At 53.0% G+C, this 22,641-nt stretch carries 16 protein-coding genes and 4 tRNA genes; 2 read left to right on the forward strand and 18 right to left on the reverse strand.

The features are described 5' to 3' along the window. Nucleotides 1–106 precede the first annotated feature (106 nt). On the reverse strand, nt 107–1,252 hold the full coding sequence (locus tag C1N62_RS16105; RefSeq protein WP_137764580.1) for an SIS domain-containing protein: 1,146 nt from the start codon (nt 1,250–1,252) through the stop codon (nt 107–109). Nucleotides 1,253–1,353: 101 nt separating this feature from the next. Between C1N62_RS16105 and C1N62_RS16110 the strand changes: the two genes are divergently transcribed. Next, nucleotides 1,354–2,085, forward strand: coding sequence for a GntR family transcriptional regulator (locus C1N62_RS16110; RefSeq protein ID WP_168195871.1), 732 nt, complete (start codon nt 1,354–1,356; stop codon nt 2,083–2,085). Here the strand turns inward: C1N62_RS16110 and C1N62_RS16115 are convergent. The 15 genes from C1N62_RS16115 to C1N62_RS16185 form a co-directional block, all read right to left on the reverse strand. After that, nucleotides 2,075–3,388 carry a 6-phospho-beta-glucosidase gene (locus C1N62_RS16115; RefSeq protein WP_137764582.1) on the reverse strand — a complete coding sequence of 438 codons (1,314 nt, stop codon included), beginning with the start codon at nt 3,386–3,388 and terminating at the stop codon, nt 2,075–2,077. The genes C1N62_RS16110 and C1N62_RS16115 overlap by 11 nt on opposite strands. 15 nt (nt 3,389–3,403) lie before the next feature. Then, complete coding sequence (locus C1N62_RS16120) at nt 3,404–4,732, reverse strand: PTS sugar transporter subunit IIC (protein WP_137764583.1); 1,329 nt, start codon at nt 4,730–4,732, stop codon at nt 3,404–3,406. A gap of 331 nt (nt 4,733–5,063) precedes the next feature. Then, nucleotides 5,064–9,284 carry a DNA-directed RNA polymerase subunit beta' gene (gene rpoC, locus C1N62_RS16125; protein WP_137764584.1) on the reverse strand — a complete coding sequence of 1,407 codons (4,221 nt, stop codon included), beginning with the start codon at nt 9,282–9,284 and terminating at the stop codon, nt 5,064–5,066. A 97-nt stretch (nt 9,285–9,381) separates the two neighbouring features. Continuing rightward, a complete protein-coding gene (rpoB, locus tag C1N62_RS16130; RefSeq protein WP_137764585.1) occupies nt 9,382–13,410 on the reverse strand; it encodes a DNA-directed RNA polymerase subunit beta in 4,029 nt (1,342 codons plus the stop codon). 325 nt (nt 13,411–13,735) lie between these two features. After that, complete coding sequence (gene rplL / locus C1N62_RS16135; RefSeq protein ID WP_137764586.1) at nt 13,736–14,101, reverse strand: 50S ribosomal protein L7/L12; 366 nt, start codon at nt 14,099–14,101, stop codon at nt 13,736–13,738. Nucleotides 14,102–14,164: 63 nt separating this feature from the next. Then, nucleotides 14,165–14,662 carry a 50S ribosomal protein L10 gene (gene rplJ, locus C1N62_RS16140; RefSeq protein ID WP_137764587.1) on the reverse strand — a complete coding sequence of 166 codons (498 nt, stop codon included), beginning with the start codon at nt 14,660–14,662 and terminating at the stop codon, nt 14,165–14,167. Between the two features lie 307 nt (nt 14,663–14,969). Next, nucleotides 14,970–15,674, reverse strand: coding sequence for a 50S ribosomal protein L1 (gene rplA, locus C1N62_RS16145; RefSeq protein ID WP_137764588.1), 705 nt, complete (start codon nt 15,672–15,674; stop codon nt 14,970–14,972). Between the two features lie 3 nt (nt 15,675–15,677). Then, complete coding sequence (gene rplK, locus C1N62_RS16150; protein WP_072933574.1) at nt 15,678–16,106, reverse strand: 50S ribosomal protein L11; 429 nt, start codon at nt 16,104–16,106, stop codon at nt 15,678–15,680. Between the two features lie 162 nt (nt 16,107–16,268). Beyond that, on the reverse strand, nt 16,269–16,814 hold the full coding sequence (gene nusG, locus C1N62_RS16155; protein WP_137764589.1) for a transcription termination/antitermination protein NusG: 546 nt from the start codon (nt 16,812–16,814) through the stop codon (nt 16,269–16,271). A 1-nt stretch (nt 16,815) separates the two neighbouring features. Further along, nucleotides 16,816–17,199 (reverse strand): preprotein translocase subunit SecE, encoded by a 384-nt coding sequence (gene secE / locus C1N62_RS16160; RefSeq protein WP_137764590.1) that lies wholly within the window; start codon nt 17,197–17,199, stop codon nt 16,816–16,818. Between the two features lie 234 nt (nt 17,200–17,433). Then, nucleotides 17,434–18,618: an elongation factor Tu gene (gene tuf, locus C1N62_RS16165; protein WP_137761935.1), complete on the reverse strand. Its 1,185-nt coding sequence runs from the start codon at nt 18,616–18,618 to the stop codon at nt 17,434–17,436. 108 nt (nt 18,619–18,726) lie between these two features. Further along, nucleotides 18,727–18,802 (reverse strand) — tRNA-Thr (locus C1N62_RS16170). Between the two features lie 6 nt (nt 18,803–18,808). Beyond that, nucleotides 18,809–18,883 (reverse strand) — tRNA-Gly (locus tag C1N62_RS16175). Between the two features lie 132 nt (nt 18,884–19,015). After that, nucleotides 19,016–19,100, reverse strand: a tRNA-Tyr gene (locus C1N62_RS16180). Nucleotides 19,101–19,114: 14 nt separating this feature from the next. Beyond that, nucleotides 19,115–19,190, reverse strand: a tRNA-Thr gene (locus tag C1N62_RS16185). Between the two features lie 483 nt (nt 19,191–19,673). On the opposite strand from C1N62_RS16185, the gene coaA reads away from it, so the two are divergent. Then, on the forward strand, nt 19,674–20,624 hold the full coding sequence (gene coaA / locus C1N62_RS16190; RefSeq protein WP_137764591.1) for a type I pantothenate kinase: 951 nt from the start codon (nt 19,674–19,676) through the stop codon (nt 20,622–20,624). Nucleotides 20,625–20,649: 25 nt separating this feature from the next. On the opposite strand, the gene birA is transcribed toward coaA, so the two are convergent. Then, nucleotides 20,650–21,609 (reverse strand): bifunctional biotin--[acetyl-CoA-carboxylase] ligase/biotin operon repressor BirA, encoded by a 960-nt coding sequence (gene birA, locus C1N62_RS16195; protein ID WP_137764592.1) that lies wholly within the window; start codon nt 21,607–21,609, stop codon nt 20,650–20,652. Next, complete coding sequence (gene murB, locus C1N62_RS16200) at nt 21,606–22,640, reverse strand: UDP-N-acetylmuramate dehydrogenase (RefSeq protein ID WP_137764593.1); 1,035 nt, start codon at nt 22,638–22,640, stop codon at nt 21,606–21,608. The genes birA and murB overlap by 4 nt, the downstream gene beginning before the upstream one ends. Nucleotide 22,641 lies beyond the last annotated feature (1 nt).

Here is a 22,641-nt window from a genome sequence, read left to right on the forward strand (position 1 = left end):
AGACAGCCTCTTGCCGTGCCACACTGAGTGAAATATTGTCGCCTCGTTGGGTTTACTGACCAACCGGGGCGGCAACCTTCCCTGCCCATCGCCGCCCCGCTTTCCGTCAGTAGACAGTGACGTTTGCCACCTTGGTCACTTTCCCATCACGGGAAGGCATATCTGGCGTGACGCCCAGCGCAATGGCGCGGTACAGACCTGCCAGCTGCGCAAAGAGGACGTAGAGCAAGGTGGCCCAGGATTCGTGGTAGTCGGCCAGCTCTGGAGAGGCAAAATGGAAATAGAGATCCGCAGGCTTTTTGCCCTCAGGCAATACATCATGCCCGATGGCGACCACCTGAGCGCCTGCGCTGCGCTCGCCTGTCAGTTCCACCAGCATGTCATAGTCATAACGGTGGATTTCAGGGCGCGCCGCAAGGTAGCCGATCACGGTGACATCGCGGTTAATAATCAGCTTTGGCCCGTGGCGGAATTCCAGCATCGAGTGCCAGGCGGTCATCACCTGCCCGTTGCCCATCTCCAGCAGTTTCAGGCTGGTTTCACAGGCCACCGCCTTCAAGGAGAGAGAACCTATCGCCACCATCGTGTTGCGCGGCTCGGCCGCCCACTGTTCCAGGGTGTCGGCATAGTGGGTCAGGAAATAGCCCGCTCCCCGCTGCAAAACAGGCAAGACGTGTTCAGCCTCATCCCAGCACTCTGGCGCAAGCAGCAGCATTAAGTACCACAAGGGCATGGTGAACTCAGAGGTAGCGGCAAAACTGCCGTTAGAGGTGCCGTCAGGAACCGGGATAAATAGGCCCGCCGGGTGCTGTTCCGCCAGGGTTGCCAGGCGGCTGCCCGCATTATTGGTAATCGCCAGATGGCACAGCTGGGGATGCGCTGCCAGTGCCTGCTCAACAACCGTGACAGTCTCCGGCGTGTTGCCCGAGCTGCTGACGGAAACCAGACAGACATGGTCATCAATCATGCCGGGCGTCAGCACGAGATCTGTCGCCGGGATAACGTCTATCTGGCGGGGTAATACCGTGCGCAGCCAGTTAACGCTCGCCTGCGCCGCCAGTAAAGATGAACCTGCCCCAGTCATGACCACGCGGGTATGCGCCCCGCACTGCTGCCAGAAAGCCTGAATATCAGACCGCCGCGCTTTGACCTGTGCCAGCCCCTCCTGCCATAAACGGGGCTGAGCAAGGATCGCCTCGACGGTTAAGCTGGCGCCCTTTTGCTGCCAGTACGCTTGGTTATGATTTAACATGCTTATTTGCTACCTGTATGTCACTTGCGTCGCGTCGGAAAAGTGCTTTAGCATCCCGACACCGCATCACCCTATTTATCCATAGCCCTGACGGGAGAGCCATGAAACCGGTCTATGTCCTTATTCGCGATACGCTAAAACGCGAGATTCAGAATCAAAAATACCCGGTTGGTTCACTCATCCCCTCGGAACGCGAACTGGCAGAGACCTACCAGGTCACGCGGGCCACCGTCCAAAAAGCCATTGCTCATATGGAGCAGGAGGGCCTGGTCAAAAAAATCGTCGGCAAAGGCACCTTTGTCAGCCGCGCTTTTGCTCCGCCGGTTTACCTACTCAACCCGGATGGCGCAGACAGTGCGCTGGGCGTCACAAATGAGCTAAGCGGTACAGTGACCATCACCAGCCGCCTTATCTACCACGTCCAGCAAACGGCCGGCGCTTATCTGGCAAGCCAGTTTGGCGTCGCGGAAGATGAACCGCTCCACGCGATTCGCCGTGTCCGCCTGTTTGACGGCACGCCGGTGCTGATTGAAGACAGCTACATTCCACTGGCGGTGGTGGACACCATCGACGACGACGTGCTGCAAAACCATTCGCTGTATGCCTTTATCGAACAAAAGTGCCAGCAAAAGATTGGTGGTACGGACTCGCAGATCGGCGCGAGCCTGTTCGATGCAGAGATGGCCGCCCTGCTGGACATCCCGGTTAATTCACCGATGCTGTACATCAAAGAGAGCACCTGGCTTGAAGATGGCACGGTCTTTAACTATTCATGGAGCTATAACCGTGGCGACCTTTTCCGTATGCGTAGCCGTAAAGTGCTTACGCCTTAAAGAATTGAGGCAAATATTCGCGATGCGCTTCCAGTAGCTCATCCAGCACGACTTTCGCCACTTTACCTGACGGCACCAGCGGGTTAAGCGTCAGCGCCTGCAGGGCCGCGCCGTAATCGCCGGTCACGGCTGCCTCAACGGCCATCTCTTCCCACGCTTTCATCAGCGAGACCAGTCCAGACACGGTGGCTGGCAAAGGATCGTTATTCAGCGGGATGGCGCCGTAACGCCCAATGACGCAGGTGGTTTCGATAGCGACATTATCCGGCAATGAACGGATAGCGCCGTTGTTACGCACGTTAACCGTCATCAGCAGGTTTTTGTCGTTATAGATGGCGCTAATCAGCTCGCAGGCTGCTTCGGAGTAATACGCGCCGCCCCGCTGCTCCAGCTGCTTGGGCTTTTCATGAAGCTGCGGGTTTCTATAAAGTTCAAACAGTTCATGCTCGACGGCCTGTACCACCTCGCCACGCGTACCGTGCTCTGCAAATTCATGAAGCTGCTTTTCCAGCACGTCGCTGGTGGCATAGTAGTACTGATGATAGGGGCATGGGATCACGCCAAGATGCTGGATTTGTTCCTGCAACCACGGAATGTCAGGGATATTTTTGGGCTTATGGGCGCTGTCATATTTCAGGTTCTTCAGCACGTCCGGCATCACATCCTTGCCGTCCATATAGACATGCGTGCCATAGAGGAAGTGGTTAAGCCCAACCAGCTGTAGCAGAAAACGCGATCGCTCGACGCCAAGTATCTCCGCCACCATATGCTGCATGGACTGCGAAAGATTGCACAGGCCAATGCACTTTATGCTGCTGTACTTCAGCACCGCCTCGGTGACAATGCCGCTGGGGTTGGTGAAATTAACCAGCCAGGCATCCGGGCAAAGCTCTTCCATATCCCGGCAGATATCGAGGATCACCGGAATGGTGCGCAGCGCCTTAGCCAGACCACCCGCCCCATTGGTTTCCTGGCCGATTAAACCGTGAGAAAGAGGAATACGTTCATCTTTAATTCGCGCCTCTAATTGCCCGACACGCAGCTGGGTGGTCACGAAGTCCGCGCCTTTCAGCGCCTCCCGGCGATCCAGCGTCAGGTGCACCTGACAATGAATGCCCGCCGCCTCCACCATCCGTTTCGCGAGATTACCCACTACCTCCAGTTTTTCACGCCCGGCCTCGACATCCACTAACCAAATTTCGCGAATGGGCAGCTCTGCATAGCGCTGGATAAAGCCTTCGATAATTTCCGGCGTATAAGAGCTACCGCCGCCGATAGTGACAATCTTTAAACTCTTATTCATTACACACTCCTTAATTCATTCCAGGGCAAGGGCATGTTGATTCAGGGTATTTTTTGCCTGTTCATTTTCATCGCGTAAATAGTGTTTATCGAGCGTCATGACGAATGGGTAGTAAATGGTCATGGCCACCAGCAGATTAATTGCCTGAAAGAGCATTCCCTTCCAGCCGCAGATTAAGAAGCCGCTGATAAATATCGGTGTGGTCCAGGGGATTTCCAGACCAGAGGTTAAAGGCAGCCAGCCGAAGGCCATCGCGCTATAAGTCATTACACACAACACCACGGGCACGATAATAAAAGGGATAAACAGCAAGGGATTGAGCGCGATGGGCACGCCGAAGATAATAGGCTCATTGATATTAAAGAGAGCCGCGGGTGAAGCAAGTTTTGCAATTTCACGCATACGCTTGCTCTTAGCCCGGAACAGCATTACCAGCAGCATTGCCAGCGTAAAACCGGTGCCGCCGCAAATCAGAAAGACATCACGGAACTGTTGGGTAATGATATTTACCGGCGGCAGGCCCTGTTTCATCGCCTGCATATTCTCAAGCGTTAAAGAGCGCCAGATGGGGCCCATAATGGCGGTGACAATAGAGTCGCCATGCAGGCCAAAGAACCAGAAGAAGCTTATAAAAAATTCGGCCACCATCTGTGAAGGCAAGGTATTACCCAACTCCATCATAGGAGCCTGTAGCACTTTGAAGATCATCTCCTGAGCCGTACCAAATGGGGTCATTTCAAACAGCAGACGGGCCAGCCAGAAGATGACCACAATCAGGAAGGAGGGGATCAGTGAGCTAAAGCTGTTTGAGACGGCAGGCGGCACACTCTCTGGCATGGAGATAGTCAGACGCGGATGGTTGAATAAGCGATACAAGCGTACTGCGGTGACCGTTACGATCAGTGAAAGGAATAATCCTTGCGCCCCGAGCGCGAACGTAGGGATTACGTCACGCATAACCGCGCCACTCTCCTGCGGGTATTGATAAGGGGTAATCACCAGAAAACTGATAAGTGATATTAACGCACAGGAGATCTCATTCAAATTCCAGCGTTTCGCCAGACTGATACTGGTGCTGGTGACAACCAGCAGCGCCATAATCGAATAAGTCGCATCCAGAACGTAATTCAGTTGGCTAATAAACTTCTCGCCAAAATGGCGAACGATAAATTCGCCGTAACCTGGGATCGGTAAGTTGGCTATTAGCAAGAAAAACGAACCGATAATCAGGAAAGGCATAATTCGAATAAAACCATCTTTGATGGCACCTAGATAGTCATTCCCTTCAATCTTCATTGCCAGCGGCAATATTTTCCGTTCCATAAATGCAGTGAAATTATTCATATTTGGCTCACTGTGCGGATTATAGACCAAGTGGTATATACCACTTAGAGTGAGACTATGCACTTCGGGTTTTGCTGTCAACGAGCCAAACAGAGAACGGGGATGATTAAGCCTATTTTGTGATTAGCCACACAATTGAAATGGAGAGCACGCAGAAAGAGAGTGGTTTACTAAACTATTGGGCTGGATGCGGACACGGGTAAACTGCCGGGCAATTTGCAATCTTCATCAACCTTATCCATGTAACGCTTACCTCTAGCATTGCCGGAAAGCGCCCATAAAAAAACCCGCCGAAGCGGGTTTTTTATTTAGCGTTGGCGCTTGCGAACGATTATTCGTCGTCGCCGCCAAGGCCTGCGTTCAGCAGCTCAGCCAGGTTGGCTGTAGCTTCTTCCGCGCTGACCTGAGGAGCAACCTGCTCTTCATTCTGTGCGCGGCGACGCATACGGTCCTGATGATAAGCGTAACCGGTACCGGCTGGGATCAGACGGCCCACGATCACGTTCTCTTTCAGGCCGCGCAGTTCATCACGCTTACCGGCAACTGCCGCTTCGGTGAGAACACGCGTCGTTTCCTGGAACGAAGCCGCAGAGATGAAGGACTCGGTCGCCAGAGATGCCTTGGTGATACCCAGCAGGTCACGATGGTACGTTGCTGCGATCTTGCCGTCTGCTTCCAGCTGACGGTTGGCAATCTTGATGCGAGACACTTCAGCCTGTTCGCCTTCCAGGAACTCAGAGCTGCCTGCGCTGGCAATGGTGCCTTTACGCAGCATCTGACGAACGATAACTTCGATGTGCTTATCGTTAATCTTAACGCCTTGCAGACGGTAAACGTCCTGCACTTCGTTCACGATGTAACGGGTCACCGCGTGAACACCACGCAGACGCAGGATGTCGTGCGGGGACTCTGGGCCGTCAGATACGACGTCACCACGTTCTACACGTTCACCTTCGAACACGTTGAGCTGACGCCATTTCGGAATCATCTCTTCGTACGGATCGCTACCATCCAGCGGGGTGATCACCAGACGACGCTTGCCTTTGGTCTCTTTACCGAAGGAGATGATCCCGCTGATCTCAGCCAGGATTGCCGGCTCTTTCGGACGACGCGCTTCGAACAGGTCAGCAACGCGTGGCAGACCACCGGTGATGTCCTTGGTACCGCCGGATTCCTGCGGAATACGCGCCAAGGTGTCACCTGCGTTGATCTGGATACCATCTTCCAGCTGAACAATCGCTTTACCCGGCAGGAAGTACTGGGCAGGCATATCCGCGCCTGGGATCAGTACGTCGTCGCCGCTGGCGTCAACGATTTTCAGTGCCGGACGCAGGTCTTTACCGCTACCGGTACGCTCTGCGCTGTCCAGTACCACGATAGAGGACAAACCGGTCAGTTCGTCAGTCTGGCGGGTAATGGTTTGGGTATCGACCATATCGGCGAAGCGGATGAAACCACTCACTTCACTGATAACTGGCATGGTGTGCGGATCCCAGTTAGCGACGGTTTCGCCCGCGCTGACTTCCTGACCGTCACCTTTCGCCATGACCGCACCGTAAGGCACTTTGTAGCTCTCTTTCGTACGACCGAATTCGTCAATCAGCTTCAGTTCGGTGTTACGCGAGGTGATAACCAGCTTACCGTTGGAGTTGGTTACGTGCTTCGCGTTGGTCAGCTTGATGCTGCCCTTGTTCTTCACCTGAATGCTGGACTCTGCCGCCGCACGGGATGCCGCACCACCGATGTGGAAGGTACGCATCGTCAGCTGGGTACCCGGCTCACCGATGGACTGTGCTGCAATAACACCGACCGCTTCACCTTTGTTGATGATGTGGCCACGTGCCAGGTCACGACCGTAGCAGTAAGCACACACACCAAAGTCGGTTTCACAACCTACTACGGAGCGTACTTTCACGGCGTCGACGGAGTTCTCTTCCAACAGATCACACGTCTTCTCGTTCAGCAGGGTGTTACGCGGCACCAGAATGTCCGCCGTACCCGGCTTCAGTACGTCTTCTGCAGTTACACGACCCAGTACACGCTCACGCAGCGGCTCTTTCACGTCGCCACCCTCGATAACCGGAGTCATCAGGATGCCTTCGTGGGTGCCACAGTCGTCTTCGGTCACAACCAGATCCTGCGCCACGTCAACCAGACGACGGGTCAGGTAACCGGAGTTCGCAGTTTTCAGTGCGGTATCCGCCAGACCTTTACGCGCACCGTGGGTCGAGATGAAGTACTGAAGTACGTTCAGACCTTCACGGAAGTTCGCGGTGATCGGCGTTTCGATGATGGAGCCATCCGGCTTCGCCATCAGACCACGCATACCGGCCAGCTGACGAATCTGTGCCGCAGAACCACGCGCACCGGAGTCGGCCATCATGAAGATGCTGTTGAACGAAACCTGCTGCTCAACTTCGCCGTCACGGTTAACCACGTCTTCAACAGACAGGTTTTCCATCATCGCCTTCGCCACGCGCTCGTTCGCCGCGGCCCAGATATCGATGACTTTGTTGTAACGCTCGCCCGCGGTAACCAGACCAGACTGGAACTGCTCCTGGATCTCGGCCACTTCGGTTTCGGCTTCTTCGATGATCTCGGCTTTCTTCTCCGGGATAACCATGTCGTCGATACCAACGGACGCACCAGAACGTGCTGCATACGCAAAGCCGGTATACATGATCTGGTCAGCGAAGATAACGGTCGGCTTCAGGCCCAAAATGCGGTAACAGGTGTTCAGCATTTTGGAGATCGCTTTCTTGCCCAGCGGCTGGTTGACGATGGAGAACGGCAGGCCGTTCGGCACAATCATCCACAGGATCGCACGACCAATGGTGGTGTCCACCAGAGAGGTCTTGGATTCCCACTCGCCTTCCGTGTTCTTCACATCTTCAGTGATACGGACTTTTACACGTGCATGCAGGGACGCCAGGCCAGCGCGGTAGATGCGCTCAGCTTCTTTCGGCCCAGTCAGTACCATGCCTTCGCCTTTGGCGTTAACACAGTCACGCGTCATGTAGTAGAGGCCCAGTACAACGTCCTGAGACGGAACGATGATTGGCTCGCCGTTCGCAGGGGACAGGATGTTGTTGGTGGACATCATCAGCGCACGCGCTTCCAGCTGGGCTTCCAGCGTCAGCGGTACGTGAACAGCCATCTGGTCACCATCGAAGTCGGCGTTGTATGCCGCACAAACCAGCGGGTGCAGCTGGATCGCTTTACCTTCGATCAGTACCGGCTCGAACGCCTGGATACCCAGACGGTGCAGGGTCGGCGCACGGTTCAGCAGTACCGGGTGCTCACGGATCACTTCGTCCAGGATATCCCAGACTACCGCTTCTTCACGCTCAACCATCTTCTTAGCAGCTTTGATGGTGGTCGCGAGGCCACGCAGCTCCAGCTTGCCGTAGATGAACGGTTTGAACAGCTCCAGCGCCATCTTCTTCGGCAGGCCGCACTGGTGCAGACGCAGGTACGGGCCTACGGTGATAACGGAACGACCGGAGTAGTCAACACGTTTACCCAGCAGGTTCTGACGGAAACGACCTTGCTTACCTTTGATCATGTCTGCCAGGGACTTCAGCGGACGCTTGTTCGAGCCAGTGATGGCGCGACCGCGACGGCCGTTGTCCAGCAGGGCGTCTACCGCTTCTTGCAGCATACGCTTTTCGTTGCGCACGATGATGTCAGGCGCAGCCAGATCCAGCAGGCGTTTCAGACGGTTGTTACGGTTGATCACGCGACGATACAGATCGTTCAGATCGGACGTTGCGAAACGACCACCATCCAGCGGAACCAGCGGACGCAGATCCGGCGGCAGTACCGGCAGCACGGTCAGGATCATCCACTCCGGCTTGTTGCCAGACTGTACGAACGCTTCCAGCAGCTTGATACGCTTGGTCAGCTTTTTACGCTTGGTTTCAGAGTTGGTTTCGTTCAGCTCTTCACGCAGCTGCTCGCACTCTGCTTCCAGATCCATGTTTTTCAACAGGGCCTGGATAGCTTCGGCGCCCATCTTCGCGTCGAACTCATCGCCGAACTCTTCCAGCGCGTCCAGATACTGCTCTTCAGTCAGGATCTGACGACGCTCCAGGTTGGTCATGCCGCCTTCAACCACCACGTAGGACTCAAAGTAGAGTACACGTTCGATATCACGCAGCGGCATGTCCAGCAGCAGGCCGATACGGGACGGCAGCGACTTCAGGAACCAGATGTGGGCAGTCGGAGAAGCCAGCTCGATGTGACCCATACGCTCACGGCGCACTTTAGTCTGGGTAACTTCAACGCCACACTTCTCACAGATAACACCACGGTGTTTCAAACGCTTGTACTTACCGCACAGGCATTCGTAATCTTTAACCGGCCCAAAGATACGGGCGCAGAAAAGGCCGTCACGCTCAGGTTTGAACGTACGGTAGTTGATCGTTTCCGGCTTTTTAACTTCACCAAAAGACCAGGAACGGATCATGTCTGGCGATGCCAGAGCAATTTTGATCGCATCAAACTCTTCGGTTTTAGTTTGCGCTTTCAGAAACTTTAATAAGTCTTTCACGGATTGGCTCCTGTCGGAGTTAGACCTGTCAGGCGCCTGAACCGAAATTCAGGCGCCCCTGTGACGAGTGCGAACTGCACTATCGAACGGGAGGAGACTATTCGTCTTCCAGTTCGATGTTGATGCCCAGTGAGCGGATCTCTTTCAACAGTACGTTGAAGGATTCCGGCATGCCCGGTTCCATCTGATGATTGCCATCCACGATGTTCTTATACATCTTGGTACGGCCGTTGACGTCATCCGACTTGACAGTAAGCATTTCTTGCAGCGTGTAGGCGGCACCGTAAGCTTCCAGTGCCCATACTTCCATCTCACCGAAGCGCTGACCACCGAACTGCGCCTTACCACCCAGCGGCTGCTGAGTAACCAGGCTGTAAGAACCGGTAGAACGCGCGTGCATTTTGTCATCGACCAAGTGGTTCAGTTTCAGCATGTACATGTAGCCAACGGTAACCTGGCGCTCGAACTGCTCACCGGTACGACCGTCGAACAGTGTGATCTGACCGGAAGTCGGCAAACCACCCAGCTGCAACAGCTCTTTGATCTCTTTCTCTTTTGCACCATCGAAGACAGGCGTCGCGATCGGCATACCCTTTTTCAGGTTCTCTGCCAGGCGCAGTACTTCGTCATCGCTGAAGGTATTCAAATCAACCTTCTGACGGGTATCGTCGCCCAATTCGTACGCTTTCTGGATGAACTCGCGCAGCTTGGAAACTTCTTCATGTTTCTTCAGCATAGCATTGATCTTTTCACCAATGCCCTTCGCGGCCATACCCAAGTGGGTCTCCAGAATCTGACCGATGTTCATACGAGATGGAACGCCCAGCGGGTTCAGAACGATGTCAACCGGCGTACCGTTTTCATCGTAAGGCATATCTTCGATCGGGTTGATCTTGGAGATAACACCCTTGTTCCCGTGGCGGCCTGCCATCTTGTCACCCGGCTGGATCTGACGTTTAACGGCCAGATACACTTTGACGATCTTCAGCACGCCCGGTGCCAGATCATCACCCTGGGTGATCTTACGACGCTTGGCTTCCAGCTTCTTCTCGAAGTCGGATTTCAGTTCGTCGTACTGCTCAGCCAACTGCTCGAGTTGGTTTTGCTTCGCTTCGTCAGTCAGCGACAGTTCCAGCCAACGGTCACGCGGCAGTTTGTCCAGCTTCTCAGCTTCAACACCACCAGATACCAGTGCGGCATGGATACGCGCAAACAGACCGGCTTCCAGGATCTGCAGCTCTTCAGTCAGGTCTTTCTTCGCCTGCTTCAACTGCATCTCTTCGATTTCCAATGCACGTTTGTCTTTTTCCACGCCATCGCGGGTAAAGACCTGTACATCGATAACCGTACCGGAAACGCCGTTCGGTACACGCAGGGACGAATCTTTCACGTCCGATGCTTTCTCACCGAAAATCGCACGCAGCAGCTTCTCTTCTGGCGTCAGCTGGGTTTCACCTTTCGGCGTTACCTTACCAACCAGAATGTCACCGCCGGTCACTTCAGCACCGATATAGACGATGCCGGATTCATCCAGTTTGGAGAGCGCAGCTTCACCCACGTTCGGGATGTCAGCGGTGATCTCTTCAGGCCCCAGCTTGGTGTCACGGGACACGCACGCCAGTTCCTGGATGTGAATCGTGGTGAAGCGATCTTCTTGTACCACGCGCTCGGAGACCAAGATGGAGTCTTCGAAGTTGTAGCCGTTCCACGGCATGAACGCGACGCGCATGTTCTGACCCAGTGCCAGTTCACCCAGATCGGTAGACGGGCCATCAGCCAGCACGTCGCCGCGCTCGATTGGCTCGCCCAGCGAGACACACGGCATCTGGTTGATGCAGGTGTTCTGGTTGGAACGGGTGTACTTGGTCAGGTTGTAAATGTCGATACCTGCTTCGCCCGGGTACATCTCGTCTTCGTTGACTTTAATCACGATACGGGATGCATCAACGTACTGAACAGTACCGCCGCGTTTCGCTACGGCTGTTACACCGGAGTCAACCGCTACCGCACGTTCCATACCAGTACCTACCAGCGGCTTATCAGCGCGCAGGGTCGGAACTGCCTGACGTTGCATGTTCGCACCCATCAATGCACGGTTGGCGTCATCGTGTTCCAGGAATGGAATCAGGGATGCACCAACAGAAACAACCTGCTGGGTGGATACGTCCATATAGTCAACCTGATCGCGGCTAAACAGGCTTGATTCGCCTTTGCTACGACAGGTAACCAGATCGTCTACGAAGTGGCCTTCTTCATCCAGGTTGGTGTTCGCCTGGGCAATAACGAAGTTGCCTTCTTCAATCGCAGACAGATAGTGAATCTCGTCCGTCACCACGCCATCAACCACACGACGGTACGGGGTTTCCAGGAAACCGTACTCGTTGGTCTGTGCGTACACAGACAGGGAGTTGATCAGACCGATGTTCGGACCTTCCGGCGTTTCGATTGGGCACACACGACCGTAGTGGGTTGGGTGTACGTCTCGAACTTCAAAGCCGGCGCGCTCACGGGTCAGACCGCCCGGGCCCAGTGCGGAGATACGACGCTTGTGCGTGATCTCAGACAACGGGTTGTTCTGGTCCATGAACTGGGAGAGCTGGCTGGAGCCGAAGAACTCTTTTACCGCCGCCGAAATAGGCTTGGCGTTGATCATGTCCTGAGGCATCAGGGTGTCCAGATCGCCCAGAGACAGACGCTCTTTCACCGCACGCTCAACACGCACCAGACCGACGCGGAACTGGTTCTCCGCCATCTCACCGACAGAACGGATACGACGGTTGCCCAGGTGGTCGATATCATCGACTTCGCCTTTGCCGTTACGGATATCGATGAGCTTCTTCATCACCTGAATGATGTCGTCTTTGCTCAGGATACCGGAACCTTCGATCTCGTCGCGCAGCAGAGAACGGTTGAACTTCATCCGGCCAACGGCAGAGAGATCGTAACGATCTTCGGAGAAGAACAGGTTCTCGAACAGCGTTTCCGCTGCTTCACGCGTCGGCGGCTCGCCCGGACGCATCATGCGGTAGATCTCAACCAGCGAGCTCAGACGATCGTTGGTTGGGTCGACGCGCAGCGTCTCAGAGATGTATGGGCCGTGATCCAAGTCGTTGGTGAACAGCGTCTCAATGCGCTTGTGACCAGACTGGCTCAGCTTGGCCAGCAGATCCATGGACAGCTCCATGTTCGCCGCACAAATCAGCTCACCGGTGCTCTCGTCGATGTAGTCTTTACCGACCACTTTACCCGCAATGTACTCAACCGGGACTTCGATGCGCTCAACGCCATCTTTCTCCAGCTGACGGATATGGCGAGCCGTGATACGGCGGCCTTTTTCGACGTAAGTTTTGCCATCAGCTTCGATATCGAAGGAGGCAGTCTCACCGCGCAGGCGCTCAGGCACCAGTTCCATCTGCAACTTGTTGTCACGAATTTCGAAGACAACTTTGTCGAAGAACAGGTCGAGGATCTGCTCAGTGGTGTAATTCAGTGCACGCAGGATGATGGTCGCTGGCAGTTTGCGGCGACGGTCAATACGTACAAACAGGTTGTCTTTCGGGTCAAACTCGAAATCCAGCCAGGAACCACGGTAAGGGATGATACGTGCGTTATAGAGCACTTTACCCGACGAGTGGGTTTTACCCTTATCGCTGTCAAAGAAGACACCAGGACTACGGTGCAGCTGAGATACGATAACCCTCTCAGTCCCGTTGATTACAAAGGTACCGTTTTCGGTCATGAGCGGAATTTCGCCCATGTAGACTTCTTGTTCCTTGATGTCTTTAACCGTACCTTCCGGTGCTTCGCGCTCATAGATAACCAGGCGCAATTTAACGCGCAGTGGCGCAGAATATGTTACACCGCGGATCTGGCATTCTTTAACGTCGAATACCGGCTCACCAAGACGGTAGCTAACGTATTGCAGCTCCGAATTACCGCTATAGCTCTGGATGGGAAAAACAGAACGGAATGCCGCTTCAAGCCCGTACTGCCCTTCTGGATCTTGCTCGATAAACTTCTGGAACGAGTCAAGCTGGATAGAAAGGAGATATGGTACGTCCAGAACTTGTGGACGCTTACCAAAGTCCTTACGAATGCGTTTTTTCTCGGTATAGGAGTAAACCATAGGGTTCCTCAGCTCGCTGATCAGTGACCCACTCTGTCCGTCCTAAAGGACAGTTCTACAACACCATTTATGTCGATCGGAAAGCGAAAGACTTTCCGCAATATTCGTTTCTATCACTCTTAAATCATTTCATTGCACTTTGATCGAGAAGCGGTCTGTCACAGGGAGCGGCAGTATATTAAGGCGTCGATAGAAATAAATATTGAGGCTGTTCAGTGGTTAAACAGTGTGAAAGACCACTGACGCCTAGAGCGCAAAAAGGCTGGTGACCAAAAAGTCACCAGCCATCAGCCTTTTAAGTCAGGCTGCAACCTGGGAAGTTAACTTATTTAACTTCAACAGAAGCACCAGCTTCTTCCAGGGATTTTTTCAGAGCTTCAGCGTCGTCTTTGCTGATGGCTTCTTTCAGAACTGCCGGAGCAGATTCTACCAGGTCTTTAGCTTCTTTCAGACCCAGGCCAGTTGCGCCACGTACTGCTTTGATAACAGCAACTTTGTTAGCGCCAACAGCAGCCAGAACTACGTCGAACTCGGTTTTTTCTTCAACAGCTTCAGCCGGGCCAGCAGCTACAGCTACAGCAGCAGCAGCGGAAACGCCGAATTTTTCTTCCATCATGGAGATCAGTTCAACAACGTCCATTACGGACATTTCTGCAACTGCGTCCAGAATTTGTTCTTTAGTGATAGACATAACAATTGTTCCTAAAATTCAGAAATAGATTATACGTTAGCAACGCGATGGAAAAGCGGGCGATTAAACCGCGTCTTTCTGATCGCGCAGTGCAGCCAGAGTACGAACCAGTTTGCCAGCAGAGGCTTCTTTCATGGTTGCCATCAGGCGTGCGATTGCTTCTTCGTAAGTCGGCAGCGTTGCCAAGCGGTCGATTTGCGCCGCAGGGATCAGCTCACCTTCAAAGGCCGCAGCTTTAACCTCGAATTTTGCATTCGTTTTAGCGAACTCTTTGAACAGACGAGCAGCAGCGCCCGGGTGTTCGTTAGAGAATGCAATCAAGGTCGGACCGACAAACGTGTCTTTCAGGCACTCGAAAGGAGTACCTTCAACGACGCGACGCATCAGGGTGTTGCGAACAACACGCATGTATACGCCAGCTTCACGGCCTGCTTTACGCAGTTCGGTCATTTTGTCAACGGTAACGCCGCGGGAATCCGCAACAACCGCAGACAGCGCGCCTTTGGCTACTTCGTTGACTTCAGCAACAATCGCTTGTTTGTCTTGAAGATTTAATGCCATTAGCTTTTGCTCCTGGATTGGGCCGGGGAAAACCCCCGGAACTCACTTCGCCTGCTATCGAGTATCGATGACAGACGTTCAAACACGGTGAGCAGAATCCAGCAAAGACAATTAAAAATTTTCTTTAGGCTCTGTCACCGTCTACGCAGGAAAATTAAGCCCCTGACGAAGCACCTGCGGTCTTGGACGGAGGCCTGGATTAGGCCAGGCTCCAACCGAAAAAATCTTGGTTTCGCACTTAGCGAAACAACGGGCGTCAGATTTTATACAAAACCAACGCCCGCGTAAAGCGTTAAATACAGCGCGATTAGTTCGCTGCTGCGTTCAGGCCGCTTTGGTCAACCGCAACGCCAGCACCCATGGTGGTGGAGAGGCTAACTTTCTTGATGAAAACGCCTTTAGCAGTAGACGGTTTTGCTTTTTTCAGCGCAACCAGCAGTGCTTCCAGGTTCTCTTTCAGTTTGTCAGCGTCAAAGTCCACTTTACCGATGGTGGTGTGGATGATGCCGTTTTTGTCGTTACGGTAACGAACCTGACCTGCTTTAGCGTTCTTAACCGCTTCAGCAACGTTCGGAGTTACAGTACCAACTTTCGGGTTCGGCATCAGGCCGCGCGGGCCCAGAACCTGACCCAGTTGACCTACAACGCGCATTGCATCCGGGGAAGCAATCACTACGTCGAAGTTCATTTCGCCTTTCTTGATCTGGTCAGCCAGATCTTCCATACCTACCAGCTCAGCGCCTGCAGCTTTAGCAGCTTCAGCGTTTGCGCCCTGGGTAAATACGGCAACGCGAACAGAACGACCGGTGCCGTGCGGCAGAACGGTAGCGCCACGAACGTTTTGGTCAGATTTACGAGCATCGATGCCGAGGTTAACAGCAACGTCAACGCTTTCTACGAATTTAGCAGTGGCCAGCTCTTTCAGCAGGGCAACGGCTTCGTTGATGTCATACTGTTTAGTTGCATCAACTTTGTCACGGATCACGCGCATGCGCTTGGTCAGCTTAGCCATCTCTTAATCCTCCACTACCAGGCCCATGGAACGAGCAGTACCTTCGATGGAGCGAGTCATCGCTTCAACGTCAGAACCAGTCATGTCCGCAGCTTTGGTCTCTGCGATTTCACGTACCTGAGCACGGGTCACAGTACCCACTTTATCTTTGTTCGGCTTGCCGGAACCAGATTTGATACCAGCCGCTTTTTTCAGCAGCACTGCTGCCGGCGGGGTTTTGGTAACGAAAGTGAAGGAACGGTCAGAGTAAACAGTGATAACAACCGGAATCGGCAGACCTTTTTCAATGCTGTCAGTCTTAGCATTGAACGCCTTACAGAATTCCATGATGTTCACACCCTGCTGACCCAGAGCCGGACCTACCGGTGGGCTCGGGTTAGCCATGCCAGCTGCAACTTGCAGCTTAACGTAGGCTTGTACTTTCTTAGCCATCTAAATATCCTCGATTTGGGTTATATCGCCTGGTGACAGGCTCCCCGTTCTTTTACGAAGCCGCCGCCATAATGGCGACGTCTAAAAACAAAAGGCGCGAAATTGTAGTTCAATTTCGCGCCTCTTACAACTAGCAAATAGAGAAAATTGGGTGAAACGTAATCAGCCCTTCTCTACCTGACTAAAGTCCAGCTCAACCGGTGTTGCGCGACCAAAGATAGAAACAGACACCTTCAGGCGGCTCTTCTCATAGTCAACGTCTTCAACCACACCGTTGAAGTCAGCGAACGGACCATCGTTAACACGAACCAGCTCACCCGGCTCAAACAGCGTTTTCGGACGTGGCTTGTCACCCACCTGTTGCAGGCGGTTCATGATCGCATCCACTTCTTTATCGCTGATCGGCGCAGGACGATCGGAAGTACCCCCGATGAAGCCCATTACACGCGGTACGCTGCGAACTAAGTGCCAGCTTGCATCGTTCATAACCATCTGGACCAGAACATAGCCAGGGAAGAACTTGCGCTCGCTCTTACGACGCTGACCGCCACGGATTTCAACAACCTCTTCGGTCGGAACCATGACGTCGCCAAACAGCTCTTCCATGTCATGTAATTTGATATGCTCACGCAGCGATTGGGCTACGCGGCCTTCAAAGCCGGAGAACGCCTGAACGACGTACCAACGTTTTTTTGGAGCTTCAGACATCTTAGAACCTCAGGCCAGTAATAAATGATACCAGGCGGACCAGAATACCATCCAGGCCCCACAGAATCAGTGACATCACGGCAGTAACCGCGGCGACGATGAGTGTGGTGTGCAGCGTTTCCTGGCGGGTCGGCCAGATTACTTTGCGTACTTCAGTACGCGCTTCGCGGGCGAAAGCGACAGTGGCTTTACCTTTCGTCGTCGTCAGTGCCAGCGCGCCCGCCAGGGCGATCAGGATGACAACAGCCAATGCTCGCAGTGGCAGGCTATACTCACGGTAGAGATAGTTACCGACGATGGCGACGACCAATAATAGGGCGACACCCAACCACTTTACCGCTTCCAGGCCGCGTCCGCTCCCTTGAGCTTCGGTATTCGCACTCATAAACCAACCTGTCACAATGATTTAGAACAAACAACTTTGCCTCGCGTCGCGAGGCAAACCAAACCGATTGATGCTCGTAGAGCGCAAACTCGGTATTTACGCTATTGCCCAGAGCCCATCTCACCAATGATTATGACATAAAATCGCTGATGAGATAGGTTCTAACGTCACAGCGTAGAAAAGGGCATCGAATGATGCCCTTTCAGTACGTATTGCGTCAAATATTATCAGCGATTAAGCGATAACTTTAGCAACAACGCCCGCACCAACAGTACGGCCGCCTTCACGGATTGCGAAACGCAGACCGTCGTCCATCGCGATCGGGTGGATCAGGGTAACAACCATCTGGATGTTGTCGCCCGGCATTACCATCTCAACGCCTTCCGGCAGTTCGATGGTACCAGTCACGTCAGTTGTACGGAAGTAGAACTGCGGACGGTAGCCTTTGAAGAACGGAGTGTGACGACCGCCTTCTTCTTTGGACAGGATGTACACTTCAGATTCGAACTTGGTGTGCGGCTTGATGGTGCCCGGCTTAGCCAGTACCTGACCACGTTCGATCTCTTCACGTTTGATACCACGCAGCAGAACACCTACGTTCTCGCCTGCACGGCCTTCGTCCAGCAGTTTGCGGAACATTTCAACGCCGGTACAAGTGGATTTCGCGGTGTCTTTGATACCAACGATTTCAACTTCTTCACCCACTTTGATGATGCCGCGCTCTACACGACCGGTCACAACGGTACCACGGCCGGAGATGGAGAACACGTCTTCGATCGGCAGCAGGAACGGCTTGTCAATCGCACGCTCTGGTTCCGGGATGTAGCTGTCCAGTGCTTCGGCCAGTTCTACAATCTTGTCTTCCCACTCTGCTTCGCCTTCCAGCGCTTTCAGAGCAGAACCACGGATTACCGGAGTGTCGTCGCCCGGGAAGTCGTACTGAGACAGCAGCTCACGCACTTCCATCTCAACCAGTTCCAGCAGCTCTTCGTCATCAACCATGTCACATTTGTTCAGGAACACGATGATGAAAGGAACGCCTACCTGACGACCCAGCAGGATGTGCTCACGGGTCTGCGGCATCGGGCCGTCAGTCGCAGCAACAACCAGGATCGCGCCGTCCATCTGAGCAGCACCGGTGATCATGTTTTTCACGTAGTCGGCGTGCCCTGGGCAGTCAACGTGTGCGTAGTGACGGCTCGGGGTATCGTATTCAACGTGAGAGGTGTTGATGGTGATACCACGTGCTTTTTCTTCCGGTGCGTTATCGATCTGGTCGAAAGCACGAGCCTGGCCACCGAATTTCTTAGCCAGTACGTTAGTGATTGCAGCGGTCAGCGTTGTTTTACCGTGGTCAACGTGGCCGATAGTACCGACGTTAACGTGCGGTTTTTTACGTTCAAACTTTTCTTTAGACATCGATTGTCCCTCTAATACACGAGTAAATCGGTGGTTTCACCACATTAACCAAGCAAGTGCTTGCTGAATCCACAACAGAAAGATAATCAGGGGCGAGAAAAAAAGAAGTGGTGCTGATAGGCAGATTCGAACTGCCGACCTCACCCTTACCAAGGGTGCGCTCTACCAACTGAGCTATATCAGCACATCTTGGAGCGGGCAGTGGGAATCGAACCCACATCATCAGCTTGGAAGGCTGAGGTAATAGCCATTATACGATGCCCGCATCCTGGAACTCGGCTACCTGATTTTTCTGTAGATTGTTAAAGCTGAAAGAGGATTGGTATCGTTCGTCTCTTCCAACTTCACCTGAAGCCTTTTGAGTGGCTCCAAGCTTACCCTATCGCTAGGGTGAATTTGGTGGTGGGGGAAGGATTCGAACCTTCGAAGTCTGTGACGGCAGATTTACAGTCTGCTCCCTTTGGCCGCTCGGGAACCCCACCTGAGTACTTGATAATGGTGCCGGCTACCGGAATCGAACTGGTGACCTACTGATTACAAGTCAGTTGCTCTACCTACTGAGCTAAGCCGGCATCAAGTGCAGCGCATTCTAGGGAGACATCGGCACCTATGCAACAAAAAAATTGCTTTCTGTGTGCTTCCGCTCAGTTTTCATCCAAAACAGGCTGATTTGTTATCGAAGCTGCCCTGTCTTGTTGAAATAATACTCAAAAAATCATTTTTACCCGTCTGCACCAGACCCGTTATTGCTCAAAATCAATTCGTCCCGCTTCTCTATTTACACGCCTTTCTGCACCCCTAAGGTCGAGTGTTCGCTCTTATCTTACTGGTGATACCGCGTTTTAGAGTGGTTACGTTACACTCTTCTGGTAGCAATCAATCAAGCTGACTTGTGGATCTGCATAAGGAGTTGTAATCCAGCTCCCAAAGAAAACATGTGCTTGTGAGAAAATTGTCTACGGAAAAAACGAAGGTGTTTATAATGGTCGGCTTGTTTACTGTCTGGGCTGGCTATTACGCCTCTCCCGACCTGCGCTAACAGGCAGACGTAGCTTATGACCAAGAAAGACCAATCGCTGGCGACGCCCTATCTACAGTTTGATCGAACCCAATGGGCGGCGCTGCGTGATTCAGTCCCCCTCACGCTGACGGAAGAAGAGATCGTCAAGTTAAAAGGGATCAATGAAGATTTGTCTTTAGAGGAAGTGGCACAGATCTATCTGCCCCTTTCACGACTGTTAAATTTCTACATCAGCTCTAACTTGCGTCGTCAGGCGGTGCTCGAGCAATTCCTTGGTACTGATGGGCAAAAAATTCCCTATGTTATCGGCATTGCCGGTAGTGTGGCGGTCGGGAAAAGCACGACAGCTCGCTTGCTTCAGGCGTTACTCAGCCGGTGGCCTGAGCATCGTACTGTTGAACTCATTACCACCGATGGCTTCTTGCATCCGAACAAGGTATTGCAGGAACGTGGATTAATGAAGAAGAAAGGCTTCCCGCAATCCTATGATATGCACAACCTGGTGCGTTTTGTTTCTGAAGTAAAATCTGGTGCCCAGAAAGTCACTGCGCCTGTTTACTCGCATCTTATTTACGACATCATTCCTGATGGCAATAAAACAATAGAGCAGCCAGATATTTTGATCCTTGAGGGATTGAATGTCCTACAGAGCGGCATGGATTATCCGCATGATCCACATCGTGTATTTGTCTCTGATTTTGTGGACTTTTCTATTTATGTTGATGCCCCGGAAGCGTTGCTGCAACGGTGGTATATCAATCGTTTCCTGAAGTTCCGCCAAGGCGCATTCTCAGATCCCAACTCCTACTTCCATAATTATGCGAAGTTGCCAGAACCGGAGGCGATTAATATCGCTACGCAGTTATGGCAGGAGATTAATGGGTTGAACCTGCAACAAAATATATTACCGACCCGGGAACGCGCTAGCTTAATTATGACGAAAAGTGCCAATCATGCCGTCGAATCGGTACGCTTAAGAAAATAGAGGCGGGGGTGTCCCCCACCCTGAGTTATGCGCTGCGCAGGGAGATTTCGCCACCAATAAAGGGCTTGATCTCCCCTTCACGTTCCAACAGCAGCCCGCCCTGATTATCGATTCCTCGTGCAATGCCGAATATCTCCTGTTCGCCAATCAACAGTTTTACCTGGCGATCCTTGAAATTATCCAGCCGATTCCAGCGCGAAATAAATGGCACTAAGCCCTCAATCTCAAACTGGCGTAAGGCCTGACGCAACTCTTTTAAGATCATGGCTGTCAGTTGATTGCGATCAATATTCACGCCCGCCTCTTGCAGGTTAATCCAGCCCTGATTGATAGCCTGACTGGATGATTCACGCATTGCCAGATTGATACCGGCACCGATAACCAGTTGAGCCGCATCACCGGTTTTTCCTGTCAGTTCTACCAGAATTCCAGCCAGTTTCCGGTCACGCAGGTAGAGATCATTAGGCCATTTGACCCGCACATCTTCTGCACCCAGGTTCTGCAAGACTTCCGCCATCACGATACCGATAACCAGGCTCAATCCCATGGCGGCAGCAGGCCCCTGCTCCAGACGCCAGAACATCGATAGATAGAGGTTTGCTCCAAATGGCGAAACCCATTGCCGGCCGCGCCTTCCCCGGCCTGCTTGCTGATATTCAGCCACACACGCGTCACCCGATTTCAATTGGTGAATGCGTTCCATCAAGTATTGGTTGGTGGAGTCGATGACGGATAACACCGTCACTTGCCCTTCCGCCAGGGTCGTCAGAATCTTCTCTTCATCCAGTAACTGTATGGGTGCAGGCAAGCTATAGCCCTTACCTGGAACGGTAAAGATATCCAAGCCCCATTCGCGGATAGTGTGGATATGCTTGTTAACCGCAGCGCGGCTCATGCCCAATGCTGTGCCCAGCTGTTCGCCAGAGTGGAACTCGCCGTCAGCAAGGATCGCGATCAGCCGTAAAGGGGTGGTGTAATCTTTCATGCCAATGCTCCTACTGCGTCCACTTCTCCATGAGCCGCAATAAAACGCACCTCAGGCTCCAACCAAATACCAAAGCGTTCTGCTACCGTTTCACGCACATGCCGGGCCAGGGCCTTAATTTCTGCACCTGACGCTCCACCCTGATTAATCAATACCAGCGCCTGATGACGGTGAACAGCTGCGGCGCCTTGGACATATCCTTTCAAATGGCACTGGTCAATTAACCAGCCAGCCGCCAATTTGATAGCCCCATCGGGCTGAGGGTAGGCCGGCACGGTCGGAAACTCTTCTTTAATTTTCTCAAATGCCGCCGGCTGCACAACGGGGTTTTTGAAGAAGCTACCTGCATTCCCAGTGACAGCAGGATCAGGTAATTTACTGCGCCGCATTTGGCAGACCGCTTCAAACACCTCTTTTGCGGTAACCGTGGTGCTGTCCAGATTACGCAGATCGCCATAGGCCAATACCGGCTGCCACTGTTTGGTGAGTTTGAAACCAACGGCAATGACCGCGTATCCTTGGCGATAATGATGCTTGAATACACTTTCACGGTATCCAAATTGACAGGCTTCGTTACTTAAGCGGAATGTTTTACCGTTCTCCAGATCGAGCACGTCCACATATTCACATACCTGTTTTAATTCGACGCCATAGGCACCGATATTTTGGATTGGCGAGGAGCCTACACATCCTGGGATGAGCGCCAGATTCTCCAGGCCCATAATCCCCTGTTCCAGGGAATAACACACCAACTGATGCCAATTCTCACCGGCACCAACGTGCAGATGCCAATCAGTGGCCGTCTCAGTCAGGGCGATACCCATGATGCGGTTCAGGATAACAGTGCCACCAAAATCCTCGAGGAAAAGCATATTGCTCCCCTCGCCCATCAACAATACATCGTGTTGTTGATGCCTGGCTTCCTGCCATGCCGCGTGCAGCTGCTCCACAGTCGTCGCAATAACCAGCTGTTGGGCGCTGGCTGCTATATGGAAAGTATTATAGGGATGCAAAGATACCGGATTAGCCATT

Origin of the sequence: Nissabacter sp. SGAir0207, assembly GCF_005491205.1 — a bacterium.
GTDB lineage: Bacteria > Pseudomonadota > Gammaproteobacteria > Enterobacterales > Enterobacteriaceae > Chimaeribacter.